Source organism: Pseudonocardia oroxyli (assembly GCF_900102195.1).
GTDB lineage: Bacteria > Actinomycetota > Actinomycetes > Mycobacteriales > Pseudonocardiaceae > Pseudonocardia > Pseudonocardia oroxyli.
Map to the genome: position 1 here is coordinate 245,064 of NZ_FNBE01000007.1, position 22,740 is coordinate 267,803.

General features: G+C 72.7%; 31 protein-coding genes and 1 pseudogene. 16 read left to right on the forward strand and 16 right to left on the reverse strand.

What is annotated here, in order from left to right; genetic code table 11:
• Positions 1 to 228 precede the first annotated feature (228 nt).
• Positions 229 to 822 carry a DinB family protein gene (locus BLS43_RS13245; RefSeq protein WP_093083469.1) on the forward strand — a complete coding sequence of 198 codons (594 nt, stop codon included), beginning with the start codon at positions 229 to 231 and terminating at the stop codon, positions 820 to 822.
• A gap of 13 nt (positions 823 to 835) precedes the next feature.
• On the opposite strand, the gene BLS43_RS13250 is transcribed toward BLS43_RS13245, so the two are convergent.
• Positions 836 to 1,051, reverse strand: coding sequence for an RGCVC family protein (locus tag BLS43_RS13250; RefSeq protein WP_093083471.1), 216 nt, complete (start codon positions 1,049 to 1,051; stop codon positions 836 to 838).
• On the reverse strand, positions 1,048 to 1,206 hold the full coding sequence (locus BLS43_RS29975) for a DUF6307 family protein (protein WP_176921309.1): 159 nt from the start codon (positions 1,204 to 1,206) through the stop codon (positions 1,048 to 1,050). The genes BLS43_RS13250 and BLS43_RS29975 overlap by 4 nt, the downstream gene beginning before the upstream one ends.
• Before the next feature lie 185 nt (positions 1,207 to 1,391).
• Between BLS43_RS29975 and BLS43_RS13255 the strand changes: the two genes are divergently transcribed.
• The 8 genes from BLS43_RS13255 to BLS43_RS31050 all read left to right on the forward strand — a co-directional run bounded on the left by BLS43_RS13255 (position 1,392) and on the right by BLS43_RS31050 (position 6,253).
• Positions 1,392 to 2,267 carry a CHASE3 domain-containing protein gene (locus BLS43_RS13255; RefSeq protein ID WP_176921310.1) on the forward strand — a complete coding sequence of 292 codons (876 nt, stop codon included), beginning with the start codon at positions 1,392 to 1,394 and terminating at the stop codon, positions 2,265 to 2,267.
• Positions 2,268 to 2,553: 286 nt separating this feature from the next.
• The gene (locus BLS43_RS13260; protein ID WP_093083477.1) at positions 2,554 to 3,186 is read left to right on the forward strand and encodes an RNA polymerase sigma factor; all 633 of its coding nucleotides are present in this window, start codon (positions 2,554 to 2,556) and stop codon (positions 3,184 to 3,186) included.
• A complete protein-coding gene (locus BLS43_RS13265) occupies positions 3,183 to 3,800 on the forward strand; it encodes an Asp23/Gls24 family envelope stress response protein (RefSeq protein ID WP_093083480.1) in 618 nt (205 codons plus the stop codon). The genes BLS43_RS13260 and BLS43_RS13265 overlap by 4 nt, the downstream gene beginning before the upstream one ends.
• 13 nt (positions 3,801 to 3,813) lie before the next feature.
• The gene (locus tag BLS43_RS13270) at positions 3,814 to 4,182 is read left to right on the forward strand and encodes a hypothetical protein (RefSeq protein ID WP_093083482.1); all 369 of its coding nucleotides are present in this window, start codon (positions 3,814 to 3,816) and stop codon (positions 4,180 to 4,182) included.
• Between the two features lie 83 nt (positions 4,183 to 4,265).
• On the forward strand, positions 4,266 to 4,472 hold the full coding sequence (locus tag BLS43_RS13275; RefSeq protein ID WP_093083485.1) for a CsbD family protein: 207 nt from the start codon (positions 4,266 to 4,268) through the stop codon (positions 4,470 to 4,472).
• 417 nt (positions 4,473 to 4,889) lie between these two features.
• Positions 4,890 to 5,183, forward strand: a complete 294-nt coding sequence (locus BLS43_RS13280; protein ID WP_176921311.1) for a WhiB family transcriptional regulator — start codon at positions 4,890 to 4,892, stop codon at positions 5,181 to 5,183.
• A gap of 108 nt (positions 5,184 to 5,291) precedes the next feature.
• Positions 5,292 to 5,891 (forward strand): aminotransferase class I/II-fold pyridoxal phosphate-dependent enzyme, encoded by a 600-nt coding sequence (locus BLS43_RS31045; protein ID WP_245707467.1) that lies wholly within the window; start codon positions 5,292 to 5,294, stop codon positions 5,889 to 5,891.
• Positions 5,885 to 6,253 (forward strand): Orn/Lys/Arg family decarboxylase, encoded by a 369-nt coding sequence (locus BLS43_RS31050; protein ID WP_245707468.1) that lies wholly within the window; start codon positions 5,885 to 5,887, stop codon positions 6,251 to 6,253. Before BLS43_RS31045 ends, BLS43_RS31050 begins: the two co-directional genes overlap by 7 nt.
• Before the next feature lie 4 nt (positions 6,254 to 6,257).
• Here the strand turns inward: BLS43_RS31050 and BLS43_RS31055 are convergent, their stop codons facing one another.
• Entirely contained in the window at positions 6,258 to 6,668 is a 411-nt protein-coding gene (locus BLS43_RS31055; RefSeq protein WP_245707469.1) for an MBL fold metallo-hydrolase, read from the reverse strand.
• A 107-nt stretch (positions 6,669 to 6,775) separates the two neighbouring features.
• Positions 6,776 to 7,084, reverse strand: a complete 309-nt coding sequence (locus BLS43_RS31060) for a hypothetical protein (RefSeq protein WP_245707470.1) — start codon at positions 7,082 to 7,084, stop codon at positions 6,776 to 6,778.
• 373 nt (positions 7,085 to 7,457) lie between these two features.
• On the opposite strand from BLS43_RS31060, the gene BLS43_RS13295 reads away from it, so the two are divergent.
• From BLS43_RS13295 to BLS43_RS13305, 3 genes are all read left to right on the forward strand, one after another.
• Complete coding sequence (locus tag BLS43_RS13295; RefSeq protein ID WP_176921312.1) at positions 7,458 to 8,156, forward strand: GAF and ANTAR domain-containing protein; 699 nt, start codon at positions 7,458 to 7,460, stop codon at positions 8,154 to 8,156.
• Between the two features lie 103 nt (positions 8,157 to 8,259).
• Positions 8,260 to 9,141, forward strand: a complete 882-nt coding sequence (locus BLS43_RS13300; RefSeq protein WP_093083493.1) for a manganese catalase — start codon at positions 8,260 to 8,262, stop codon at positions 9,139 to 9,141.
• Between the two features lie 28 nt (positions 9,142 to 9,169).
• Positions 9,170 to 10,357 (forward strand): PP2C family protein-serine/threonine phosphatase, encoded by a 1,188-nt coding sequence (locus BLS43_RS13305; RefSeq protein WP_093083495.1) that lies wholly within the window; start codon positions 9,170 to 9,172, stop codon positions 10,355 to 10,357.
• 19 nt (positions 10,358 to 10,376) lie between these two features.
• Here the strand turns inward: BLS43_RS13305 and BLS43_RS13310 are convergent, their stop codons facing one another.
• A complete protein-coding gene (locus BLS43_RS13310; protein ID WP_176921313.1) occupies positions 10,377 to 10,793 on the reverse strand; it encodes a BLUF domain-containing protein in 417 nt (138 codons plus the stop codon).
• Between the two features lie 175 nt (positions 10,794 to 10,968).
• On the opposite strand from BLS43_RS13310, the gene BLS43_RS13315 reads away from it, so the two are divergent.
• The gene (locus tag BLS43_RS13315; protein ID WP_093083501.1) at positions 10,969 to 11,394 is read left to right on the forward strand and encodes a nuclear transport factor 2 family protein; all 426 of its coding nucleotides are present in this window, start codon (positions 10,969 to 10,971) and stop codon (positions 11,392 to 11,394) included.
• 73 nt (positions 11,395 to 11,467) lie between these two features.
• On the opposite strand, the gene BLS43_RS13320 is transcribed toward BLS43_RS13315, so the two are convergent.
• The 8 genes from BLS43_RS13320 to BLS43_RS13355 all read right to left on the reverse strand — a co-directional run bounded on the left by BLS43_RS13320 (position 11,468) and on the right by BLS43_RS13355 (position 18,414).
• On the reverse strand, positions 11,468 to 12,001 hold the full coding sequence (locus tag BLS43_RS13320; protein ID WP_093083504.1) for an AraC-like ligand-binding domain-containing protein: 534 nt from the start codon (positions 11,999 to 12,001) through the stop codon (positions 11,468 to 11,470).
• 123 nt (positions 12,002 to 12,124) lie between these two features.
• Entirely contained in the window at positions 12,125 to 13,264 is a 1,140-nt protein-coding gene (locus BLS43_RS13325) for a hypothetical protein (protein ID WP_143030033.1), read from the reverse strand.
• A 37-nt stretch (positions 13,265 to 13,301) separates the two neighbouring features.
• Positions 13,302 to 14,477 carry a zinc-dependent alcohol dehydrogenase gene (locus BLS43_RS13330; protein ID WP_093083510.1) on the reverse strand — a complete coding sequence of 392 codons (1,176 nt, stop codon included), beginning with the start codon at positions 14,475 to 14,477 and terminating at the stop codon, positions 13,302 to 13,304.
• Positions 14,474 to 15,016, reverse strand: coding sequence for an SRPBCC family protein (locus tag BLS43_RS13335; protein WP_093083512.1), 543 nt, complete (start codon positions 15,014 to 15,016; stop codon positions 14,474 to 14,476). The genes BLS43_RS13330 and BLS43_RS13335 overlap by 4 nt, the downstream gene beginning before the upstream one ends.
• 24 nt (positions 15,017 to 15,040) lie before the next feature.
• Positions 15,041 to 16,216, reverse strand: a complete 1,176-nt coding sequence (locus BLS43_RS13340) for a zinc-dependent alcohol dehydrogenase (protein WP_093083515.1) — start codon at positions 16,214 to 16,216, stop codon at positions 15,041 to 15,043.
• Positions 16,213 to 16,698 (reverse strand): hypothetical protein, encoded by a 486-nt coding sequence (locus BLS43_RS13345; RefSeq protein ID WP_093083518.1) that lies wholly within the window; start codon positions 16,696 to 16,698, stop codon positions 16,213 to 16,215. Before BLS43_RS13345 ends, BLS43_RS13340 begins: the two co-directional genes overlap by 4 nt.
• Positions 16,695 to 17,264 (reverse strand): type 1 glutamine amidotransferase domain-containing protein, encoded by a 570-nt coding sequence (locus tag BLS43_RS13350; RefSeq protein ID WP_093083520.1) that lies wholly within the window; start codon positions 17,262 to 17,264, stop codon positions 16,695 to 16,697. Before BLS43_RS13350 ends, BLS43_RS13345 begins: the two co-directional genes overlap by 4 nt.
• Position 17,265: 1 nt before the next feature.
• Positions 17,266 to 18,414 (reverse strand): glutathione-independent formaldehyde dehydrogenase, encoded by a 1,149-nt coding sequence (locus BLS43_RS13355; RefSeq protein ID WP_093083523.1) that lies wholly within the window; start codon positions 18,412 to 18,414, stop codon positions 17,266 to 17,268.
• A 272-nt stretch (positions 18,415 to 18,686) separates the two neighbouring features.
• Here BLS43_RS13355 and BLS43_RS13360 point away from each other — a divergent pair, with 272 nt between their 5' ends.
• The 3 genes from BLS43_RS13360 (at position 18,687) to BLS43_RS13370 (ending at position 20,871) form a co-directional block, all read left to right on the forward strand.
• Complete coding sequence (locus BLS43_RS13360) at positions 18,687 to 19,706, forward strand: helix-turn-helix transcriptional regulator (protein WP_093083525.1); 1,020 nt, start codon at positions 18,687 to 18,689, stop codon at positions 19,704 to 19,706.
• Between the two features lie 64 nt (positions 19,707 to 19,770).
• Positions 19,771 to 20,487, forward strand: a complete 717-nt coding sequence (locus BLS43_RS13365) for a DUF2267 domain-containing protein (protein ID WP_093083527.1) — start codon at positions 19,771 to 19,773, stop codon at positions 20,485 to 20,487.
• A 90-nt stretch (positions 20,488 to 20,577) separates the two neighbouring features.
• On the forward strand, positions 20,578 to 20,871 hold the full coding sequence (locus tag BLS43_RS13370; RefSeq protein ID WP_093083530.1) for a DUF2795 domain-containing protein: 294 nt from the start codon (positions 20,578 to 20,580) through the stop codon (positions 20,869 to 20,871).
• A gap of 48 nt (positions 20,872 to 20,919) precedes the next feature.
• Here BLS43_RS13370 and BLS43_RS31065 read toward each other — a convergent pair.
• The 3 genes and pseudogenes from BLS43_RS31065 to BLS43_RS13385 all read right to left on the reverse strand — a co-directional run.
• Positions 20,920 to 21,111: pseudogene (locus tag BLS43_RS31065) on the reverse strand (ZIP family zinc transporter); the annotation flags it as partial.
• 94 nt (positions 21,112 to 21,205) lie between these two features.
• Positions 21,206 to 21,565 (reverse strand): cupin domain-containing protein, encoded by a 360-nt coding sequence (locus tag BLS43_RS13380; RefSeq protein WP_245707471.1) that lies wholly within the window; start codon positions 21,563 to 21,565, stop codon positions 21,206 to 21,208.
• A gap of 8 nt (positions 21,566 to 21,573) precedes the next feature.
• Positions 21,574 to 22,629 (reverse strand): phosphotriesterase family protein, encoded by a 1,056-nt coding sequence (locus tag BLS43_RS13385; protein ID WP_093083534.1) that lies wholly within the window; start codon positions 22,627 to 22,629, stop codon positions 21,574 to 21,576.
• Positions 22,630 to 22,740: the final 111 nt, after the last annotated feature.

Sequence of the window (22,740 nt, forward strand, 5' to 3'; positions counted from 1 at the left end):
AGGACCCCGTTGCGCCCCGCAACTCATCGGTGGGCCGCGCAAGCGCCCGACAAGCCGGGCACAAGGGGGTCCGGACAGCCTGGTCGTCGGTGGGTGGAGGTCACCCGCGCGCGGAACGCCCGCGCTGTTGCAGCGCGCGGGCGTTCCGCGTGAGGAAAGCGGACAGGAACTGACCGCTGGGTCCGGCAGGGTCGTCTCCGTCAGCACGGCACAGCCCAGGAGGCACCCATGTACGCACCCGCCCGGCACGACGAGGTCACCGGTCTCGTGAACTACGTCGACGAGCAGCTCACGGCCCTGCGGGCCGCCGCGTTCGGTCTCACCGAGGAGCAGGCGCGCGCGACGCCCTGCCGCAGCACGCTGTCCGTCGGGGGGCTCGTCAAGCACGCGGCCTGGTGCATCCGGGGCGCGTTGACCCGGCTGGCGACCGAGGTCACCGAGCAGCCCTTCGACGCCGCGGCGTTCGCCGAGTTCAACGACAGCTTCGTCGTCCGCGACGACGAGACGGTCGCGGACACGCTCGAGGAGTTCGACCGGCTCCGGGCCGAGCTGCTGGCCGCGATCGCGAAGAGCGACCCGTCGGCGGTGACGGTCGCCCCGCCCGCCCCGTGGCACGGGATCCTCGACGCCCGCCCCATCCACACCCGCTACTACCTGGTGCACCTCGTGGAGGAGTGGGCGCGCCACGCCGGTCACGCGGACATCCTCCGCGAGCAGATCGACGGGGTCTCGGTCCCGACGCTCGCCCTCACCCTGGCCGGGATGCCCGCGAGCGACTTCTTCACCCCCTACGAGCCCACCCCCGGCACGCTGCTGGCGTGAGGACGCGCGCCGCTCAGGCGCGCCGCGCGACCGGGCGACAGATGCAGCCGCGGTCGTGCGAGTGGGCGAACGTGGCGTCGCAGAAGCGAGCGTCCAGCGCGCCGTGCTCGGCCCACGGGTGCGGGCACGCCCGACACCGTCCCTCGTCCGCCCGGCCGGTCGGCTCGGCGGACGTCGACGGCGCCGGGTCCACCGCGGCGGGGGCGGCGGAGCCGTTCACCCCGCTCATCGGATGATCTCGGGAATGTGGTCGAGCGCGGCGAGCACGCGGACGGCCAGGACGCGCGCAGCGTCCTCGGACAGGTCCGAGCCCGCCCGGATCGCACTGACGACCATGGCGAGCCTGCGGTCGTAGCCGGTGATGACGAGCGGGGCCGACGTCATGTCGGTACATCCGTCCCCCGAGCGCGGCGGCTCGGACTGGGCGATCTCCGGAGACGACGCGGGCCGAACGCCCACATGCTGCAATGCTCCCGGTGTCGCGGACCCTACTCGCCGCGCCGGGCACCCGCGCACCTCGGCGACGCGTTGCGGGTGCCGCCGCGACCCGACCTCCGTACGCTGCCGACGTGCCCGGGACCTTTCGCAGTGCAACGACCCGTGCGGTGCAGGCGGGCCTCGGGCTCTGGAACCGGATCCCGGTGCGCACCCAGGGTCGGATCACCGTCGGATTGCCCCTGGTCGCGGTCGTCGTCTCGGCGTGCCTGGCGCTCACCGGCAACCTCCAGCGCGTCGACATCGAGACCGACATCCAGCGCAAGTTCGAGATGACCGCGGCGCTCAGCGAGCTGACCACCGTGATGGTGGACGCCGAGACCGGGGTGCGCGGCTACCAGCTCACCCGCCAGGTCGAGTTCCTGCAGCCGTTCGACCAGGCGACCGCGGAGCTGCCGGGTGTGCTGACCCGGCTGACCGGGCTCGCTTCTGCGGAGCCGGGCGAGAAGCCCCGCGCGGACAAGCTCCGCAGGCTCGACGGGCTGCGGGAGCTGGCCGAGCGGCAGCTGGCCGATCTCGACCGGCAACGGTCCGTCGTCGCCGCGGGCGGGGACACCGACGCCGAGATCCGCCCGGACCTCACCTACGGCAAGGGTCTGATGGACGACATCCGGGCCGCCGTCGGCGGGATGCAGGACGACGAGCGCCGCCTGCTCGACGACCGGATCGCCGAGATCAACGCGATCCGCGTCCGCGACTACGTGTCGGTCGCCGTTGCTCTCGTCGCCGCGCTGCTGATGCGCTTCCTGGCCTGGTACCTGCACCGCAACGGGATCCTGCGGCGGGTGGACCGGCTGACCGACACCGTGCGCGTGCTGCGTGCGGGCGGCCCGGTCCCCGCGCCGCCGCCGGCGAAGCGGGACACGCTCGGCGAGCTCGAACGGGAGATCCACCTCCTCGACGTCGGCGGGCCCGCCTCGGACGAGGATCGTCGACGAAATGTGTCATGAGTCACATCGTTGTGAGGAACTTCGTCCCGCCCCGTCCCTTGAGGTGTGCGCGAAGGGCCGACGTCCTCGGGGGGTGAACCATGATCGACGAGCGGGATTCCGACGGTCGCGTCAGAGTATCGACGGCCCGGCCACCGATGTGGACGGTCGGGTGGGACAGCGCCGCGGGCGGCGCAGAAGGCGGTGACCGTGCGAACTCGTCGAGGCAGGTTCCGGGACGTGACGGAGAGACCCACACCCGACCGGGCCACGGCCCGTTGGGCACGTGCTCGTTAGGTCCGCGGCGATGCCGAACGGCGAGGCCGAGGTCGTGCCGTCGACGCCGCCCGCGGACCGGGTGGTCGAGCCCGCTGCAGGGCGGACCCCCCGACCGTCCCGGGGCGGGCTGGACGCGCAGGCGGACGCATGGCTCATCGCCAAGGTCACGAGCGGAGACGTCGACGCCTACGAGGTGCTGGTCCGCCGACACCGGGACCGGATCTACCGCATCGCCCTGCGGATGCTCGGCGATCCGCACGACGCCGAGGACGTCGCGCAGGACGTGGTCATCCAGCTGTGGACGGCGCTGGCCGGGTTCGCCGGCACCAGCGCCTTCACGACGTGGTTGTACCGGGTCGTCGTCAACCGCTGCATCACCGTGGCCCGGGCCCGCAAGCCGGTGCAGCCGGTCGTCGACGACGACCCGCCACCGAGCCACGGCGCCGACGACGTGGCGGTCGCCCGACAGCGGGCGCGGGCTGCGATGAACGCCGTCGCCGCGCTGCCGCCGGACCTGCGGACGGTGTTCGTGCTCCACCAGATCGAGGAGCTCGGCTACCAGGAGGTGGCGTCGATCCTGGAGCTCCCCGAACCCACCGTCCGCGGACGGTTGCACCGCGCCCGCCGTACGCTGCTCCGCGAGCTACGGAGCTGGGAATGACCGAGGACGACCTGGAGCCCGACGAGCGACTGCCCTGCGGGCGCAGCGTGGACGCGCTGCTGGACCAGGTCGCGGACGGCGCCGGCGCGGCGCAGGACACCCACCAGCGACGGTGTCCGCACTGTCGGGCGGCCCTGGCCGAGTACGAGCGGCTCTGGGCTCCGGTCCAGGCGCTCACCGAGGAGCGGCCCACCGCGCCCGCGACGCTGGTGGAGCAGGCCCTGCGCCGGTTGCGGCGGGCCCTCGCCCACACCGACTACGGGATGCTGATCTCGGCGGAGGGCACCACGCTGGTCTCCGCGCGGGTGGTCGTCGTCGCGGCGCGCGAGGCGGCGGAGCACGTCCCCGGAGTCCGCGTGGCGCTGTCCCGGCCGGACCCCGCCGACGCTCCGGGCGAGGCGGATCCGGCCGTGCCGCCGTGGGCCCCCGCCAAGATCGAAGCCGGCGTCGTGGGTCGGACGGCGGCCCTGACCATCACCCTGGCGGCGGACTTCGGCACCGACCTCGTCGCGCTCGGCGACCGGGTGCGCCGCGCCGTGATCGAAGACGTCCGCGAGCTGACCGGGCTGACTCCCGCCCAGGTCACGGTCGTGATCGACGACGTCCTGACCTGATTCTCCGCGCCTCGTGAACGACATCGACGTGACCGACATGAACGACACCGACATCCCCGTCCCGCCCGAGAGCGGCTCCTGCGCCGACACGACACACCAGGCCGCCGCTGCGGTCGCCGCCGCCGTGCGCGCCTGTCCGCTCGTGGCCGGGCTGCACCCCGGCGACCGCGACCACACCCGCACGGACCACCCGGACCGGGACCCGGTGCTCGGCGTTCGCCTCGACGCCGGGACCGTCGTGGTCGGCGTGGTCGGCTACCACCCCACCCGCGTCGAGGACCTCGCCCGCGCGGTCCGGCGCGCCGTCCGCGGTCTCCACCCGGACGCCGACGTGACCGTGTGCGTCGAGGACATGCTCCCGACCGGACCCGAGCCACAGTGAGCCACCTCACAGAAGCTCGGCGTGAGGACCGCCCGGATCGGCGCGTCAGACAGAGGACCGCACGATCGAGGAAGGAGCTCATCATGGGACTCGGGGACAAGATCCAGAACAAGGGCCAGGAGCTGGCGGGCAAGGCCAAGGAGAAGGTCGGCGAGGCCACCGGCAACGAGGACCTCGTGGCCGAGGGCAAGGCCGACCAGGCCAAGGCCGGCGTGAAGCAGGCGGGCGAGAAGGTCAAGGACGCGGGCGCCGAGGTCCGCGACACGGTGCGCGACACCCTTGGCAAGTAGCTCCGCCGAGCGGCGCGCGGACCACCGCACCGTCCACACCGGACGGGGCGCCGCGCGCCGCCGGTCGGGCCCACCTGCGCCCCCGATCTAGTGCCCCGTCCAGGAACGTCGGGGCCGGAATCGGGGGATCCAGCCGCTCGTGGGCAAGGCGCCGCCCCGGTCTCGTACCGGGCGTATTCGGCCGGGGTGGCAACGCCGCCCACGGGTGGCTGGGCCGCCGAGTTCGGTCCTGAACGTTCTGGACGGGGCACTAGCAGCAGACGAACCGCTCCCGGTACGCCGCTCGAACGTGTCCTCAGACCCGCACGGCGGCTACTGTCGGAAGCGCCCCGCTACCGGCTTCCCAGGCTGGTGGAGACATGACACATCTGAATCGACGATCGACCACCGCGACGCTCGACAGGGTCGGGGGTCGACGTGGCTGACACCCGAAGGCTGCCTCCCGCACTGCTCGAACAGTGGGAGTGGCAGAAACACGCCGCCTGTCGCGGCATGGACAGCGCCCTGTTCTTCCATCCCGAGGCCGAGCGCGGGCCCTCGCGCACCGCCCGCGAGCAGCGGGCGAAGCAGATCTGCGCGGCCTGTCCGGTGCTGGAGACCTGCCGCAGGCACGCCCTCTCGGCCGAGGAGCCGTACGGGGTGTGGGGAGGGCTGTCCGAACACGAGCGGCTGTCCCTGACCCGTCCCCACCGGGGGCTGGGCCGGGCCTGACCCCCACGCCGCGGGCGCGGCGGAGACCGGCATGCGTGCTCCGCCCGCGCCCGGGGTAGCCGCAGGCGTGCCCGCGCGATCCTCGGCGCGGACGTCTTCCGCACCGACGTGCTCGCGGCTCCGGGTCTCGACGCCCGGACGAGCTCGGGCCGGGTGATCGCCCGCGCCCAGGAGCTGATGGCGGACGCCGTCGGAGCGGAGCACGCCTTCTTCTCCACCTGCGGGAGCTGGTTGTCGGTCAAGAGCGCGATGCTGGCCGTCGCGGGTCGCCACGGCCGGATCCTCGTGGGCCGCGACGCCCACAAGTCGGTGGTCTCCGGGCTGGTCCTGTCCGGGTTGCAGCCGGTGTGGGTGCACCCGCGTTACGACCGCGAGCACCATCTCGCCCACCCGCCCGCACCCGAGGACGTCCGCGCCGCGCTCGACCGCGACGACGACGTCGCCCGTGTCCTGATCACCAGCCCGACCCCCTACGGCACCTGCGCGGACCTCTCCGTCGTCGCCGAGATCTGCCACGCCCGCGGCCTGCCCCTGCTGCCCTTCCACGAGCGGCTGCCGACCTGGGCCATGGACGCGGGCGCCGACGTCAGGTCTTCATCGACCTCACCGAGCTCCGGATCAGCAGCTATCAGGCCGCCGACTGGCTGCGTGCGCACCGCGCGATCGACGTGCACCTGTCCGACCACCGTCGCATCGAGGCGATGCTGACCCTGGGCGACGACGAGGACACGGTCGCGCCCCTCCTCGCGGCCCTGGAGGCGCTCACCACCGCCGAGTTCGAGCCGCCGCGTGAAGTCGACCTGCCCTCGCCGAGGGCCCTGGAGACCGACGCCGTCATGCTCCCCCGCGACGCGTTCTTCGCCCCCGCTGAGGATGTCCCGGCGGCGAAGGCCGTGGGCCGGGTCTGCGCGGAACAGGTCACCCCGTACCCGCCGGGCATCCCCGTACTGCCGCCCGGGGAGTGCGTCACCGACGAGATCGTCGACTACCTGCGCAGCGGGGTCCGGGCAGGCATGGTGATCCCCGATGCCGCTGATCCCGAGATCGGCACGATCCGGGTCGTGGGCTGAGTGCTCACCCGGACCCGGGCGGGACCGCCGCCCCGGAGAGGTCGACGGTGTCACCGCGCAGCACGGGATGGACCCCCACGAGCCCACGGTCGCGAACCTCCTGGAGGAAGTGGCTCAGCGGCGACCGGAAGACGTCGTAGTCGTCGAAGTGGACGGGCACGGTCAGCGACGGCCGGTGCAGTGCGACCAGGTCGGCCCCCTGTCTCGCGTCCAGGGTGACCAGCAGGCCCGCGATCCTGGTCCCGCCGAGGTGGATCACCATCGCGTCGAGCCGGGGGTAGCGCTCGTGGACCTCGCGCAGGAAGGAACCGGAGACGGTGTCGCCGGTCACGTAGACCCGCAGAGCGACCCGTCCGTCCCGCACCAGCTCGACGATGCTGCCCATGACCGGCGGCAGCGCACGGCGCACACCCACCGGACCGTGACGGGCCGGCACCGACGTCACCCGCAGCCGCTGAGTGCCCCTCGCGAGCTCCCACCGGTCCCAGGTGCGCAGCGCCGCGGTGTCGAAGCCCCATCGGGTCAGACGCCGGCTGGCGTGCGGGGTGGTGACGATCGGCACGTCCCGGGACAGACCCGCCCGAGCCCGTCGGTCGAAGTGGTCCCGTGCAGGTGGGACAGCAGCACCGTGTCGAGGTCGGGCAGCGCGTCGAGCGTGCGGGCGGGCGAGGTGCGCCGCCTGCTGGTCAGCCCGTACCCCAGGTGGACGCGTTCGCCACGGCGGAGGAGGTTCGGATCGGTCAGGACCGTGAACTCCCCCAGCCGCAGCAGGGTCGTCGCGGTCCCGATGAAGGTCAGCTCCGCACGGATCGGGCCGTCGACGGCGCTCATCGGCGGGGCGGCAGGTCGCGGTCGCGTCGGTGACGCGGTCGAGAGGACATGCACGCCGCCTACCCGCACGGCGCCCCGGTAACCGGGAGGGTTCGGCTGCAGCGGCTGGTGGTCCAACCGCTGCAACCTTGACCCGTGCCCCGCCCGGGTCGGGGGCCGGGCCCGTCGCCAAGTCAACCGGATGGGCCGCGAGGCCCGCGACTCGACTTCTGCGGGGTAGGCTCATCATCGGTTGTTCTGCCTCGTCGCTTCGGCATCCGTGATCTGGCCTCAGCCCGCGTCCGACAGTGCGGCGCCCATGACGCGTTCTCGCAACGCGATGACCGGTGTCGGGCGTGGAGGACGTGCGTTGGTCGAGGGCAGGTACGGTCGCGTGCCCCGTGATGTGGCGGACCAGCTGCAGCGGCTGCTGATCGGGGCGGACGGCGTCGAGGCCTTCCTCGCCCAGGTGGCGCAACACGCCGCCGGAGCGGTGGAGAACGCGCTCTCCTGTGGGCTGACGGTGGGTGCCACCCGGTCGTCGGAGCTGATCGGTGCGACCAGCGACAAGCTCGCCGCCGCCCTCGACGAGATCCAGTACGACGTCGACAACGGCCCCTGTCTGACCTGCCTGCGCACCGTGACGGTCGTCGCGGTGGACGACATCGCCCATGACCAGCGGTGGCCCGCCTTCTCCCGCCGGGGCCGACAGGCGGGCGCCGGATCCTCGCTGTCCATCCCCCTGACCATCGACGGCGGGTCGGTCGGCGCGCTGAACCTCTACAGCCGATCCCCCTACGCCCTCACCGAGGAGGATCGGCGGCGCGCCATGAAGTTCGCCGACCAGGCCACGGGCGCGATCGCCTTGGCCCGCCGGCTGGCCGAGCGCGAAGCCCGGGCCCGCCACCTCGAGATCGCCCTGAGCTCCCGTTCGACGATCGATCAGGCGATCGGGATCATCATGGGACAGACCGGCCGCGACCCCGGCGCGGCCTTCGAACTCTTGCGGACCCAGTCGCAGCACACGAATCGGAAGCTCCGGGACGTCGCCGCCGAGATCGTGGCGCACACGTCCCGTCACCGCAGGGCGTGACGCCCTTCCGGACCGACCGCGGGTTTGGGGCGTTCGCACGAGGGCAGGCCCGTGCTACCCGCCGAGGCGGTCTCACCCGGCACCCCCCCCACCCAGGAGCGTCATGTTCTTCCATCGCCAGGAACTGCAGTTCAAGGCCACACCCGACCAGCCCGACGCCGTCTACGCCCGCAAGCTCCAAGAGGTGCTGGGCGGTCAGTACGGGGAGATCACCATCGCGATGCAGTACATGTTCCAAGGCTGGAACATGCACATCCCCGGCAAGTACCGCGACCTGGTCTTCGGCATCGGCGCCGAAGAGGTCGGACACGTCGAGATGCTGGCCACGACGATCGTCCAGCTCCTCGAGAGATCCCCACTCGGCATCACCTCCGACGCCGTCCAGGACGACCCGACCGTCGCCGCGGTGGTCGGCGGGGCCGACGTGCAGCACGCGATCGTCGCCGGGGCGGGAGCGCGCCCCGTCGACAGCAACGGCAACCCCTGGCAGGGCTCCTACATCACCGCCTCGGGCAACCTGCTCGCCGACTTCTCCCAGAACGCCGCCGCGGAGATGCAGGGCCGGGTCCAGGTCGCCCGGCTCTACCACATGACCGACGACCACGGCGTGCGTGACCTGCTGGCCTTCCTCCTCGCCCGGGACACCATGCACCAGAACCAGTGGCTCGCCGCCGTGGCCGAGCTGCAGGAGGAGGGGATCGAGGAGCTGCCCGCCCCGAGCAACTTCCCCCAGGGCCAGGAGCACACCGAGGTCTCCTACCAGTACCTCAACTTCTCCGACGGCGTCCACGCGAGCGACGGCCGCTGGGCCGAGGGCCCCGCACCCGACGGCAAGGGCGAGTTCAGCTACCACGACGGGACCACCACCAGCGCCCCGATGCCGCCGCCCACCCACCCCGACAGCCGCCTCTACGGCACCACCGAGCTGCCCAACACCGTCGAGAAGATGGCGGGCAAGGCCCAGGACAAGCTGAAGAAGGAGTAGGCGCCCACTCCTGCACTAGTCTCGCCCCATGCCGTCGCCTCGGGTCCCGCCGCTGGACCTGCGGGAACTCCTCGACCTGGCGGAGGCCGCCTCACCGGTCGAGGCGGTGGACGTCGTGGCCGACGCGATGGCCGCGATGCTCTCCGCCACGGACGTCTGGTTCTGGATCACCGACCTCAGCGGGCGCGCGGTGGCCCGGTTCGGCGGCACGGGGGCCAACGCGGCCCGGGTCCAGCAGCGCGGTGTCGAGGACGTGCCCGTCGTGCCGCTGGCGGGCACCGTGTACGAGACGGTCCTGCGGTCCCAGCGGCCCGACCTGCGGTCCGACCGGGACGGCAGCACGCTCGTGGTGCCGGTGACCGACCGCGGGGACACGATGGGGGTCGTCGAGGTGCGCACGGCGAACCCACCGGACGCCACCGTCGTCGCGAGCGTCGCCGCCGCCGCGCGGGCGCTCGCCTACGTCGTGGTCGGCGCCCGCAGGCACACCGACCTGTTCGAGTGGGCCCAGCGCAGCGCCCCGTTCTCCCTGGCCGCGGAGATCCAGCGCCGGTTGTTGCCCAGCGCGTACACCTGCGAAGCGGGGCAGTTCACCGTCTCGGGGTGGTTGGAGCCCGCCAACGCGGTCGGCGGCGACACCTTCGACTACGCCCTCGACCGGGACAGCCTGCACCTGTCGATCACCGACGCCGTCGGGCACGACGTCACCGCCGCCCTGCTCGCCACGGTGCTGGTCGGGAGCCTGCGCAACGGCAGGCGCCACCAGCTCGACCTGCGCGCGCAGGCCGCCTCGGCCAACGACGCCCTCGTCGCCTCCTCGGGGCCGGGCGAGTTCGTGACCGGCCAGCTCGTCCGCGTGGACCGGGTCCACGCCCGCCTCGCCATCGTCAACGCCGGCCACCCACTGCCCTACCGGGTCCGCGGCGGCGCCGTCACCACCGTCGACCTGGCGGTCGACCTCCCCTTCGGCCTCTACCCCCACCACGAGTTCGCCGCGCAGCCCGTCGACCTGCGCCCGGGGGACCGGATCGTCCTGGTCACCGACGGGATCCTGGAACGCAACGCCGAACGCCTGGACGTCCAGGCGCTGCTGGCGCGCACGGCCGACCGGCACCCCCGCGAGGTCGTCTACACCCTCGGCGAGGAGGTGCTCGCCGCGACCGGCGGGGACCTGCGGGACGACGCCACCGTCGTCTGCCTCGACTGGCACGGCTAGGGCGTGCCCGCGCGCGACCTCACTCCGCCCCCAGGGCGGCGAGGACGCGCTCCATCGCCGCACCGTCCCGGAGCAGCTGGAACGGGTCCGCGTCGCCCCGGCCGGACGCGTCGAGCAGGTCGTCGCCCGGCAGCGCGGCGAACCGCATCGACCAGCCCGCGAAGCGGCGCTGCGCCACCGGGCCGCGGCTGAGCACGGTCAGGTCCGTGTGCAGCTCGTCGCCCGCGATCCGGGCGTAGGTCTGCTCGACGGACGCCTCCGGCCCCTCCAACACCTGCAGGAACGCGCACCGCTCGTCGTCGACCCGGATGTAGACCAGCATCCCGGTGACGCCGTTCTCCGCGTTGCGGCGACGGCTGTCGGCCAGCAGCGCCGCGACCTCACGGTCGTCCAACGCGAACGCGGCGGCGCTGGAGTACATCAAGCTGTGCGTCATACCGGGCTCCATCCGCATCACGGCCGTCCCTGTCCGGCCGGGACCACTCTGCCGCAGGCCACCGGTGCACTCTGATGCCTGGGGCCGTGCAGCCACGTCCACGCTCAGCACCGCGAACCCTCCCTAGCCTTGCGGCCACACCCAGCAGGCACGGCTCGGACCGGAGGAGACCCCGATGACCGCACCCGACACGCTCGCCGATCTCGAGGAGATCCGCGCGCTCAACGCCCGGTACAACTTCGCGGTCGACCAGGGCACCCCCGAGGAGTGGGCCGCCACCTTCTCGACCGACGGCGTCTTCCACGCCCTCATCGAGGGCCAGACCCCGAAGGGGCACGCCGAGCTCGCCGCGTTCGTCCCGCTGTGCCGGGACACCTTCGGCCCGATGCGACACCTGACCATGAACGAGATCATCACGGTCACCGGCGACACCGCCACCCAGACCTGCTACCTGCTGTTCTTCGCGAACACCGCGGGCACCGTGAGCGGCACCGTCTGCGTCTACACCGACGAGCTCGCGCGCGAGGACGGCGCCTGGAGCTTCAGCGACCGCAAGGTCGCGCCGGTCATGCCGTTCACCAGCTACGCGCCCGCCGCCTGAACCGCTCCGAGCCACCCCGGACGGCCCGGGTCCGACGCGGTCGGGCCCGGGCCGTCGTCGTTCGACGGGAAGGTCAGCGCGGCCGGAGGTCGGAGGGCCCGCAGCCGCGGTGGGCGCGGAAGGCCCGGTTCAGGTGGGAGTCGTGGGTCCGGGCCGTGACGTCGTCCGGCCTGCGGACCAGACCCATCAGCCGCTCGCGCGGGACCCGGAAGGACAGCGACGGCCAGTCCTCGGCGTGGTCGAGACGGAACGGGCGCGTGGCGTCGAACAGGGCGAACGAGCCCGCGGGCACGTAGCAGGTCCGCCCACCCTGGCTGCCCACGCACGAACCGCTCAGCTGCAGGTTGACGAAGACCGTCTCCTCAGATGTGCGGCCGACCTCCCGCGGACCGTGGATGTTCAGCTGCCCGACCGTCCCGATCTCGGCGCAGTTGACGTCGAAGACCCGCCGGGAGCGGACCCACCCCGCGACCCCCTCCCGGGACCAGTCGGCCGCGCGCGGCTGCGGCAGGGAACGAGCGGGGTGAACGCGGCGCAGATGACGTCGCGCCAGTAGCCGTGCTGCTCGCGCACGGGGAGATCCAGGGTCGTCCAGTGGAAGTGTCACGACGGCTCCAGCGTGGGCGGGACCGTCATGTCACCAGCGGCGCGTTGCCTCCGGGTTTCCGCGGCCGACCAGGCCGGTCACGCCGCCCTCACCGTCGCGCCGAGTGTGACGGTGAGGCTGCGGTCACGACGAGTCCTCCTCGCGGCCGCGTCGCCGCCGCTCCTGCTCGCGGCGGCCGTAGGTCGCGTTCCGGACGGCCTCTTCGCTCTCCAGGCTGGAGCCGAGCGCGCCCGCGACGATGCCGACCGAGCTCGCCAGCCACACCAGCTTCAGGTAAGTACCGAACGAGGCGGGCCGCTGCAGCTGTCTGGAGAAGTAGCCGGGATCGATCAACGCGAGCGCCGCGAGCAGCCCGGCGAGGTAGAGGAGCACGTACATGCAGGTCACCCCGATGACCAGGGTGATCACGGTGGCGGCGTTGTAGAGCACCGCCTTCGCCCGCCCGTCCTCGTCGGGCGGCCGGTCCCAGAGGTGGTTGTAGGTGATCAGCCAGGTCGCCATGGCCGCGATCGCCACCACGGAGATGAGGAACAGACGCAGCGGCGACAACGAGGTCGCCATCGTCCAGAAGCTGGTGGTGATGATCGCGTAGGCGCCCGTCGCGGCGGCCGCAGCGGTGGCGCTGGACAGGTGGGGGACCAACCGCCACGGACGGTTGTCCCGCACCATCCCGGCGAGCAGCCGCAGCCTGCCGCGCAGCCCGACCAGGGCCAGATGGGCGTCGCTCTCCTCGTCGGCGTCGACGTGGCGCAGCGGGCTCAACCGGGGGACGTCCGAGGGGCGCCCCCCGGCCTCATGGTGGTCGTGCCCGGTGAGGGCCCGCACGAGGTGCACGACGGCGTGTCGCCCGCGACGCCGCACGGCCAGGGCACCCAGCCCCGGCAGCGAGACCAACCCGGTGCCCGTGCGTTCGCTCAGGACGGTCGCGACGGGCCGGGTCCCGATCCGCCGGGGCAGGTCGGTGACCACGACGATGACGTCCCAGCCCCGGCGTTCGCGGTGCTGCCGGGCGAGTGTCTCCAGCGGGACCAGACCCTCCTCGTCGAGCGGCACCTCCCGGGTCTCGGTGTCCACGACCCACTCGGTCGTGTCGTCGATCTCGACGGCGAGCACCTCGGACAGCTCCGGCACCAGCGCGGCGGCGAGATCGCTGGGCGCGCCGGGATCGGCCAGGAGGCCGACCCGGACCTGGTTGTCGCGGTGTCGCCCCGGCCGGGTGGAGTCCACCCGGCCGGACGAACCGTCATACGTTCGGTCGTCCATGTGCCCCTGCTCGTCGTCGAGATGGCGAAGCGCGCGCTCAGGGCCTGAGCACGACCTTCTCGCAGTCCGCCTGCTTGTTCTTGAAGATGTCGTAGCCGCGGGGTGCCTCCTCGAGGGTCAGCCGATGGGTGATGACGCGCGTCGGGTCGAGCTCGCCGCGCTCGATCCGCTCCAGCAGCGGCGTCATGTACCGCTGCACGTGGCACTGCCCCGTGCGCAGGGTCACCGACCGGTTCATCCAGGCCCCGGCCGGGAACTTGTCCACGAACCCGCCGTAGACCCCGACCACCGACACGATCCCCCCGCTGCGACAGGACATGATCGCCTGACGCAGGGCGTGCGGGCGGTCCGTCTCCGACCGCACGGCCTGCTTGACGCGGTCGAAGGCGTGCAGGTGGGCGCTGCCGTGGGTCGCCTCCATGCCGACCGCGTCGATGCACTTGTCCGGGCCGCGGCCGCCGGAGAGCTCCAGCAACCGGGACCGGACGTCGACCTCCTCGAAGTTCACCGGGATGTGCCCGGCCTCCTCGGCCATCCGCAGCCGGTAGGGCTCCTTGTCGATCGCGATCACCGCGGCGGCGCCGAGCACCCGGGCGCTGTCCATCGCGAACTGGCCGACCGGACCCGCCCCCCACACGGCGACCACGTCCGACGGTCGGATGTCGCACATCTCCGCCCCCATGTAGCCGGTGGGCAGGATGTCGGAGAGGAAGAGCACCTGCTCGTCGGTCAGGTCGGACTCGATCCGCAACGGCCCCACGTCCGCGAACGGGACGCGGGCGTACTGCGCCTGCCCACCGGCGAACCCGCCGGTCAGGTGGGAGTAGCCGAACAGCCCGGCCACGGGATGGCCGAACATCTTCTCGGCGATCCCGGCGTTCGGGTTGCTGTTCTCGCAGCAGGAGTACAGCTGGGCGGCGCAGGCCGCGCACGCGCCGCAGGCGATCGGGAACGGCACGACCACGCGGTCCCCGACCCGCAGCCGCGTCGGGTCGACGTCCGGGCCGACCTCGAGGACCTCACCCATGAACTCATGGCCCATGACGTCGCCGTCCTGCATGGTCGGGACGTAGCCGTCGACCAGGTGCAGGTCCGAGCCACAGATCGCCGTCGAGGTGATCCCCACGATGGCGTCCCGGCCGCTCAGGATCGCCGGGTCCGGCACCTCCCGGACCTCGACCTCGTTGCGGCCCGCCCAGCAGTTCGCCCTCATGCGCCCAGCACCTCCCGACGCTCCTCGACCGTGAGCGGTTGGGCCGGGCGCTGCGGAAACTCCTTGCGTGCCCGCTTGCCCCAGGGGGCCCCGTCCGAGCGCACGACCTCACCGGTCTCCAGGACCTGCTTCAACCGGCGCAGGTCGTCGTCGAGCTGCTGGCGGGGATCCTCCCCGAAGTACTTCGCGACCGCCCTGCCCAGCTTCCCCGCCTCGATGTCGAAGACCAGGTGCACGTGCACCTCGGTGCCCGCCCCGTCCGGCGAGGGGAGGAAGGACACGGTGCCCTCGTTCGGGACGTCCGCCTGCTCGGTCGAGCGCCAGGCGATCCGCTCCTCCACCAGGTCCTCGGTGATCAGGGCCTCCCACACGACGGTGTGGTCGAACGGGGCGCTCGCCGTCCAGGTGCTGGACTTCTCGTCCGTCGTCCGCACCTCGTCGAGGTGCGCCATGAACGACGGCAGGTTCTCCAGGAGCCGCCAGAAGGCGTACACCTCCGCCACGGGTCTGCGCACCGTCGTCGTCGCCGTCAGTTCCATCGGACCTCCTTGCAGTGCGATCGGTCAGCCGCCGGGACGGAAGACGGCGCGGACGCACCCGTCCTCCTTCTCCTTGAACATCCGGTAGCCCTCGGGGCCGTCGTCGAGCGCCATCACGTGGGTGGCGAGGTGCTCGGTCCGCACCTCGTCCCGGCTCATGAGGTCGAGGATCTCGGGGATGTAGCGGTGCCCGTGCTGCTGGGCGCCGCGCAGGGTCAGCGCCTTGTTCATCACCGCGCCGAGCGGGAACCTGTCCACCACGCCCGCGAACACGCCCAGGGTGAACACCCGCCCGCCCTTGCGGCAGGCGTAGATCGCCTCCCGGACCGCGGTGGGCCGGTCGGTCTGCAGCCGCATCTGCTGCTTGACCTGGTCGTAGAGGTACTGGGGGCCGGGATGATGCGCCTCCATGCCCACGGCCTCGATACAGACGTCCGGCCCCCGGCCGCCGGTCAGCTCGCGCAGCTCCGCGGGTACGTTCACCTCCTCGTAGTCGAGGGTCTCCGCCCCGATGTGGGTGCGGACCTGCTGGAGGCGGTTGTCGAAGCGGTCGATGACGACGACGCGCTCGGCGCCCATCACCATCGCGGCCCGGGCGGCCATCTGGCCGACCCCGCCCGCCCCCCACACCGCGACGACGTCGCCGGGCCGCACCTCGGCCTGGTGGGCCCCCGTCCAGCCCGTCGGCGCCGCGTCGGAGGCGAACAGCGCCCGCTCGTCGGAGACCCCCTCCGGGATGGTGAACGCCCCGTTGTCGGCGTAGGGGACCCGGATGTAGCGTGCGTGGCTGCCCGCCCATCCGCCGAGGGCGTGCGAGTAGCCGTAGCAGCCGCCGATGCCCTGGCCCCACAGCGCCTCGGTGAGCCCCGGGTTCGGGTTGCCGTTGTCGCACAGCGACCACAGACCCTCCCGGCAGTACCAGCACTTCCCGCAGCCGACGAAGGAGACCACGACCACCCGGTCGCCGACCCGGTGCTTCGTGACGGCGGGGCCGACCTCGGCGACCCGGCCCATGAACTCGTGCCCGAGCACGTCCCCGGCGCGCATGGCCGGGATGTAGCCCCCCATCAGGTGCAGGTCAGAGCCGCAGGTCGCGCTCAGCCCCACCTCCACGATGATGTCGTGGCTGTTGAGGATCGTGGGCTCCGGGACGTCCTCGACGCCGATCTCGTTCACGCCACGCCAGGTCACTGCCTTCATCGCACTCCTGCCTTCGGGGCCACGCGGGTCCACATCTCGAGCAGCATCCCGCCGGGTGTCGGGGTCCGGTCGCCGTGCGGTGCGGGGTCGACCGCCAACACCTCGCCCACCTCGATGAGCTGCTTGGCCCGGCGGAGCGCGGAGCGCAGGTCCGCCTGCGGGTCGCTACCGGTCAGTCGGGCCAGCGTGCTGCCGGACGGTCGGTCGCGCAGGCGGGCGGCGAGCTCGGTCCCCTTGTCGCCGGGGGCGGCGCGGACCAGCACCTCGAGCTGGTCTCCGAACTCGGCCAGGGGGACGGGCAGCCGGTCGGTGTCGATCTGGGACGGCTCGCCGACCACGGTCACCACGAGCCACCCGGACGCCGAGTGGTCCGTGCCCGCCGGCCGGGCCGGCGCGGGGTCCACGACCGCCTTGACCTGCCGGACGACGCTGCCGCCCGCGCGGGCGGCCAGCGACGCCACGTTCCCGAGGGTGGTGGTCACGAGCCGCCGCCCGTCGTGGCGGCCTGTCCGGCGAACTCGGCCACGATGCGATCGCAGAAGGCGGGCAGGTCGTCGGGCGAGCGGCTCGTGGTGATGTTGCCGTCGGTCACGACCTGCTCGTCGACCACGTCCGCACCCGCGTTGCGCAGGTCCGTGCGGATGCTCGGGAAGGAGGTCAGCCGCCTGCCCCGGGCGACGTCCGCCTCGACGAGGTTCCACGGCCCGTGGCAGATCGAGGCCACGGGCTTCCCTGACTGGACGAAGTCCCGGACGAACGCGACCGCGGTCTGCTCCATCCGGAGCTTGTCCGGGTTGACGGTGCCGCCGGGAAGCAGCAGCGCGTCGTAGTCCCCGACCGAGACGTCCCCGACCAGCCGGTCGACGCCGAAGGTCCCGGCGTCGGTCAGGTCGTTGTCGCGAGCCGCGATCTCGCCGCTCTTGATCGAAACGACCTCGGTGCGGGCACCGGCGTCGTCGAGCGCCCGGCGCGGTTGCTCGAGCTCCACCCGCTCGACGCCGTCGGCGGCCAGGATGGCGACCCGTCGTCCGTCCAGTTCCCCTGCCATGTCAGCTCCCCGCCGGGTGCAGGACGACCTTCGTCCAGCCGTCGTCCCGCTTGTCGAAGTGGTCGTAGGCCTCCGGCGCCCGGTCGAGGGGCAGCTCGTGGCTCACGATGAAGGACGGCTCGGCCTTGCCTCCCGCGATCAGGTCGCGCAGCTGCCGGTTGTACCGCTTGACCGGCGCCTGGCCGCTGCCGATGTGCTGGCCCTTGAACCAGAACGTGCCGTAGTCGAAGGCGAGTTTGCCCTGCTTGGCCAGCTCGTCCGAGGCGCCGGGGTCCTGCGGCACGAAGACCCCGACGTTGCCGATCTTCCCGGTGAAGCGCACCGAGGCGACCAGGCGGTTCATCGTCAGGTTGGGGTGTTCCTCCCCGGCGGGGTCGTGCGCCTGGTAGCCCACGCACTCACACCCGTTGTCGGCGCCCAGGCCCATCGTCTGGTCGAGGACGGCCTGTACCGGGTCGACCTTCGAGTCGTCGATGGCGATCGCGCCGATGGACTCCGCGAGTCGCAGCCGGTCGGGGTGCCGGTCGACGACCATCACCTTGCCCGCCCCCCGGATGGTCGCCGAGAGCGCGGCCATCAGGCCGACGGGTCCGGCGCCGTAGATCACGGTCTGGTCGCCGGGTTTGACACCCGCCAGCTCCGTGGCGTGGTAGCCCGTCGGGAAGATGTCGGCGAGCATCACGTAGTCGGCCTGGCGCTCCTGGGCGTCCTCCCCCAGCCGCAGGCAGTTGAAGTCACCCCACGGCACGCGCAGCAGCTCGGCCTGGCCGCCCGCCCACGGGCCCATGTCCGCGAAGCCGTAGGCGGCGCCCGCCCAGCTCGGCTCCGGCTGCGCGGTCAGACAGTAGTTCGTGAGCCCCCGTTCGCAGTTCTTGCAGTGTCCGCAGGCGATGTTGAACGGCAGGACGACGTAGTCCCCCACCTGGACCTTGTCGACGCCGTCCCCGACCTCGATCACCTGGCCCATGTTCTCGTGCCCGAACCAGCGGCCGGGCTCGAAGTCGGTCCGCCCCTCGTACATGTGCAGGTCGGAGCCGCAGATGTTCGTCGTCGTGATGCGCACCAAGACGTCCGTCGGACGCTCGATCCGCGCGTCCGGCACCTCCTTGACACTGACCTGCCGCGGGCCCTCGTAGACCACTGCTCGCACGCTGTCCTCCTCGCCGTCGATGTACCCGACTCGTCCGGCCGGTGCATCTCCATTGCAACGGCGGGGGCGCGGGACCCGGTAGTGGCAAACCTGCCGATACCGCCCACAGACGGCGCGGAACGGGTCGGCCGCCTGCGGTTTCCGACTCCTTCGCCCGGGTAGTGGTGCTCGCTTCAGCGGAACGACCGAGGAGCTGACCAGTGCCCAGCCGATCCACCGAGCAGCCGTTCGGCGCGGGGCCGCGGTCATGGCGCGCGACCTGTGGAGGGAACATGCGCTCGCACCAGTCCGGGGAGCTGCTCCTGGCCGAGACCGCCGCGTCGCCGGGGACCGGCTCCGAGCGCGCACAGGCCCTCCTCGAGGTCCTCCGCGGGCTCGTCCCGTTCGACGCCGCCTGGCTGGCGCTCGCCGATCCCATGGGCTCCGGCTACCGCTCGTTGGCGAGCATCGACCTCGACCAGCCGGTCGTCGAGTTCCTCTCCGGTCCGGTGATGGCGCGGGAGATCGAGGTCACCGGCACCGACCGGGCCCGGCCCCCGCTGAGCCCGTCCGATCTGCCGTACCCGGCCGCGGAGCTCTCCACATGGGCGGACTGCCTGATGCCGTCCGGGATCCACGAGGCGATGGCCCTGGGGCTGTTCACCCCGACGGGGCGCCACGTCGGCTTCCTCGCGTTGCTCTCCGGCGACCGGCACCCACCCTCGCCGCTCGTCCGCCGCAGGCTCGGCAGGCTCGGGCCCGTGCTCGCGCACGGCATCGACCCGATGCGGTCGCTGCTGACCGCGGCCCACCTGGTGCGGGGGGCCACGGCCGCGGCGGTGCTCTGCGACGACGGGGGCTGCCGACCACTGCCGGGCCTGCCGGACAGCGCGCTGCTGGTCCCGGGCTCGCCGGTGCTGGCCGCCGCCCGCGAACGCGTCGACGAGGGGCACGTCTACTGCTCGTTCCTCTGGCCGAGGGGTGGTCCGCACGCGCCGGGAGGGCACCTGCGGGTGACCGCCATGGCGGCACCCGAGGACGCTCCGCCCGCGGTCACAGGCCTCGTCCTCCTGGCGCCGGGCACCGATCTGCGAGGCCTGACGCCGCGTGAGCTCGAGGTGCTGGGCCTCCTGGTCGAGGGGTGCTCGAACCAGGAGATCGCGCACGCGCTCGTCGTGGCCCCGCGCACCGTGGCCGCTCACCTGGAGCACATCCTCCACAAGCTCGAGGCCCCAACGCGCACTCTCGCGGCGGTGCGCGCCGAGCGCGACGGCCTGTACGTCCCGACGGTCCCGCGCGACCGGGCCCTGTGAGGACATCGACCGATTCCCACGCCGGAATCGGGGCACAGCGGAACACCACCACCAGGAGGAGCCGATGATCCAGTACGCGACGTTCGTGAAGACCGTCGGCGACCAGGCAGGGGCGACGGACACCGAGGAGGCCAGGCACGCGGTGGAGGCGGTCCTCGCCGTGGTGGCCGCGGCGCTGGACCCCACCGATCGTGAGCGGCTGGCCGCGGTCCTGCCCGGCTCGCTGCGCGGCGCCGCCGAGGTAGGGGCGGGGTCTTCTCCTCCCGGGAGCGCCACGGAGCTGGTGTCCGCGGTGGGCGCCGTGCTCGGGTGGCCGGGCGAGCGGGCCCGCTTCTTCGTCCAGGCGACCCTGTCCACGCTGGCCGACCTCGAACCGGAGCTCGCCGACCTCCTCGACCGGCGCCTGCCCGACGGCGCGGAGCTGCGCGCGCCCCTCGACCAGGGAGTCCCGCCACGGGGATCCGGGGTCCCGACCGACCTGAGCCCGCGGCTGCTCGAGCGGGACGAGATCGATCGTGCGCTCACCGCCCTGGAGGGCTGGGACGGCGACGAGCACCGGCTGCGGCGCATCGTCGGGCTCCCGCCCGACCGCGTGACGCCGCTGCGCAACGCCGTCGCCCGTGCCGAACGCGACCTGAACCACCACGCGCGGGTCGAGCAGGGGCCGGACGGGGTGACCTTCGTCGTCTGGACCCACTCGCTCGACCGCGTGACGGACATGGACATCGAGCTGGCCCGGCGGATCGACGCGGCGGTCACCGCGGTCGGGTCCTCCGGCTGATGCTCCGTACAGAAGGAGACACGTGCAGCACCAGAACACCGACACCGCTCCGGCGGGCCCGCAGGCCGCACTCGGGAACGGGGCGCGGTGATGGCCGGTTCCCTCACCCCGGAACAGGTCCTCGACTACCTCACCGAGGTCGACTATCCCGCGGACAAGGACACCCTGGTCGACGCCGCCAGGCGGGTCGGGGCGCCCGACGAGGTGGTCCGGGCCCTGCGCGCGATCCCGCCGGTGGACTACGACAACGGCGCCGAGGTGGTGCGGTCGGTGCGGCTGGACCCGGCCCCCGAGCGCTCGGCGAGCCTGGCCGCCGAGCAGGCCCGCACGGCCGCGCCGCCCCGCGTCGCGGAACACATGCGCATCCCCCCGGAGGAGCGGTGACGGACGGTCAGCCCACCCGGCCGGTGAACAGGTAGTACCCGATCGCCCCACCGCAGTGATCACCGAGACGACGGTCGGCGACACGCCGTCGAGGGCGACGTACCCGATCAGCGCGCTCAGCCCGCCGGCCACCGCGATCCCGCTCCACACGCCGAAGACGTACCGGGCGGACCGGCCCGCCCGCTTCATCCCCGCCGCGCTGGACAGCCCCTCGGGGACGTTGGAGATGAAGATCGCCGCCGGCGAGCAGGCCCCACAGGCCTGCCTGCAACCACGTCGGCACGGGTTCCCCTCCTCGCGTTCGGGTGCACCCGGCTACCCGGCGGCGAGCAGGTCAGTCGCTGACGGAGGACTCCACCGGCACGACGGCGGGCGGCACGTAGAACGACACCTTCCGGATGGTCTCGATCGTCCGCCAGGTGCAGGTGTCCCGGGCGAAGAGGCGGACGACGTCTCCCGGTCCGATCGCGATGGTCTCGCCGGTGCGGTGGAAGGTGACCTCGGCCTTGCCCTCGAGGACGACGAAGATCTCGTCGGCGGTGACGCCGTCGTACTCGCCGACCTCGGCGCCCCAGACGTCCACCGCGGTGTCCGCGGTGATCCCGTCCAGGTAGCGGGCGCCGGTGCGGAACTCGGGGGTCTTCGGGGTCCAGTCGAGCTCGGCCGCGAAGGCGTTCCCCAGAAGCTGGCTCACAACACTCCTCATCGATGGCCCGCCGCAGTGAACAGGCGGCGGGGATTGGCGGTCAACAGACCCGCGGCCACCTCGCCCGGCACGCCGAGGCGCTGCAGCCGGGGCAGGAAGAACCGGGGGACGTAGCCGTAGCCGTTGCCGCCGTTGCGGGTCCACATGGCCTTGGTGGCCATGTCGTGGCTGAGCAGCAGCTGGTCGGTGTGGCCCGCGGCGACCAGCGCGGCGACCGCGGCCGCGGTCTGGTGCGGGGCCGGGCACTGGCCCTCGCCCGCGTAGAGGAACGGCATGCCGATCATGTCGAACTCCAGCCAGACGCCGCGTGCGGCGACGGCCCGCTGGTAGTCCGGGTCCTCCCCGGAGGGGTCCATGTGACACAGCACCACCGCCTCGGGCCGGACCCCCTCCTCGTCGAGGACGATGTCGAGCACCTCGTGGGCGCGCCGCTGCCAGCCCGGCAGGTGCACGAACAGCGGCACCGCGAGCTCGCGCTGCGCCCGCGCCGCGGCGCGCAGGTGGGTCCGTTCGGCGTCGGTGAACTGCGGGGACACCCCGATCTCCCCGATGATCCCCGGCCGGATCCCGGTGTCCCCGACGCCGTCGGCGAACTCGGCGACGATCTCCGCCACCAGGTCGTCGACGGTGGTCAGGGCCCGGCGGGCGGCGTGGAACAGGTGCACGTACCAGCCCGAACCCATGATCACGTTGAGCCCGGTCCGCTCCGCGACGGCCCGCAGCGCGAGCGGGTCGCGGCCGATGTCGCCGTTCGTGCAGTCCACGACGGTCCGCCCACCCGCCGCGACGAAGTTCTCCAGCTCCGCGACCGTGGCCTCCGGGTCGTCCTGCCTGGCGTTGTCCCGACAGCAGCGCGGGTCCTCGCGGAGCACCCACTGCAGCTCCGGGCTCACCTGCGCGTGGAACAACGCGCGCTCGGCCGGGTCCTCGGGCTCGGGACGCGGCCTGGCCGACCAGTCGCAGAGCAGGTGCTCGTGGGTGAGGGTCATCCCGAGGGAGGCGACGGGAACCGGGCCGCGCACCGTCGTGACCTGCACGGTCGAGTCGTCCATCGGTAGTGCCTCTCAGGTCGTGCGGGCCGGCTGGCGCCCCGCGGGGGGACGGGGCGCCGGGCCGGGATCAGGCGGAGACGGCCATCTCCGAGGAGACGGTGCGCATCGGCC

Excerpts from the sequence above, each read along its gene's own strand:
- BLS43_RS13245 (WP_093083469.1), top strand. The coding sequence starts at position 229 with ATGTACGCACCCGCCCGGCACGACGAGGTCACCGGTCTCGTGAACTAC.
- BLS43_RS13250 (WP_093083471.1), bottom strand. The coding sequence starts at position 1,051 with ATGAGCGGGGTGAACGGCTCCGCCGCCCCCGCCGCGGTGGACCCGGCG.
- BLS43_RS29975 (WP_176921309.1), bottom strand. The coding sequence starts at position 1,206 with ATGACGTCGGCCCCGCTCGTCATCACCGGCTACGACCGCAGGCTCGCC.
- BLS43_RS13260 (WP_093083477.1), top strand. The coding sequence starts at position 2,554 with ATGCCGAACGGCGAGGCCGAGGTCGTGCCGTCGACGCCGCCCGCGGAC.
- BLS43_RS13265 (WP_093083480.1), top strand. The coding sequence starts at position 3,183 with ATGACCGAGGACGACCTGGAGCCCGACGAGCGACTGCCCTGCGGGCGC.
- BLS43_RS13275 (WP_093083485.1), top strand. The coding sequence starts at position 4,266 with ATGGGACTCGGGGACAAGATCCAGAACAAGGGCCAGGAGCTGGCGGGC.
- BLS43_RS31050 (WP_245707468.1), top strand. The coding sequence starts at position 5,885 with ATGCTGACCCTGGGCGACGACGAGGACACGGTCGCGCCCCTCCTCGCG.
- BLS43_RS31060 (WP_245707470.1), bottom strand. The coding sequence starts at position 7,084 with ATGAGCGCCGTCGACGGCCCGATCCGTGCGGAGCTGACCTTCATCGGG.
- BLS43_RS13300 (WP_093083493.1), top strand. The coding sequence starts at position 8,260 with ATGTTCTTCCATCGCCAGGAACTGCAGTTCAAGGCCACACCCGACCAG.
- BLS43_RS13305 (WP_093083495.1), top strand. The coding sequence starts at position 9,170 with ATGCCGTCGCCTCGGGTCCCGCCGCTGGACCTGCGGGAACTCCTCGAC.
- BLS43_RS13310 (WP_176921313.1), bottom strand. The coding sequence starts at position 10,793 with ATGACGCACAGCTTGATGTACTCCAGCGCCGCCGCGTTCGCGTTGGAC.
- BLS43_RS13315 (WP_093083501.1), top strand. The coding sequence starts at position 10,969 with ATGACCGCACCCGACACGCTCGCCGATCTCGAGGAGATCCGCGCGCTC.
- BLS43_RS13325 (WP_143030033.1), bottom strand. The coding sequence starts at position 13,264 with ATGGACGACCGAACGTATGACGGTTCGTCCGGCCGGGTGGACTCCACC.
- BLS43_RS13330 (WP_093083510.1), bottom strand. The coding sequence starts at position 14,477 with ATGAGGGCGAACTGCTGGGCGGGCCGCAACGAGGTCGAGGTCCGGGAG.
- BLS43_RS13335 (WP_093083512.1), bottom strand. The coding sequence starts at position 15,016 with ATGGAACTGACGGCGACGACGACGGTGCGCAGACCCGTGGCGGAGGTG.
- BLS43_RS13340 (WP_093083515.1), bottom strand. The coding sequence starts at position 16,216 with ATGAAGGCAGTGACCTGGCGTGGCGTGAACGAGATCGGCGTCGAGGAC.
- BLS43_RS13350 (WP_093083520.1), bottom strand. The coding sequence starts at position 17,264 with ATGGCAGGGGAACTGGACGGACGACGGGTCGCCATCCTGGCCGCCGAC.
- BLS43_RS13360 (WP_093083525.1), top strand. The coding sequence starts at position 18,687 with ATGCGCTCGCACCAGTCCGGGGAGCTGCTCCTGGCCGAGACCGCCGCG.
- BLS43_RS13365 (WP_093083527.1), top strand. The coding sequence starts at position 19,771 with ATGATCCAGTACGCGACGTTCGTGAAGACCGTCGGCGACCAGGCAGGG.
- BLS43_RS13370 (WP_093083530.1), top strand. The coding sequence starts at position 20,578 with ATGGCCGGTTCCCTCACCCCGGAACAGGTCCTCGACTACCTCACCGAG.
- BLS43_RS13385 (WP_093083534.1), bottom strand. The coding sequence starts at position 22,629 with ATGGACGACTCGACCGTGCAGGTCACGACGGTGCGCGGCCCGGTTCCC.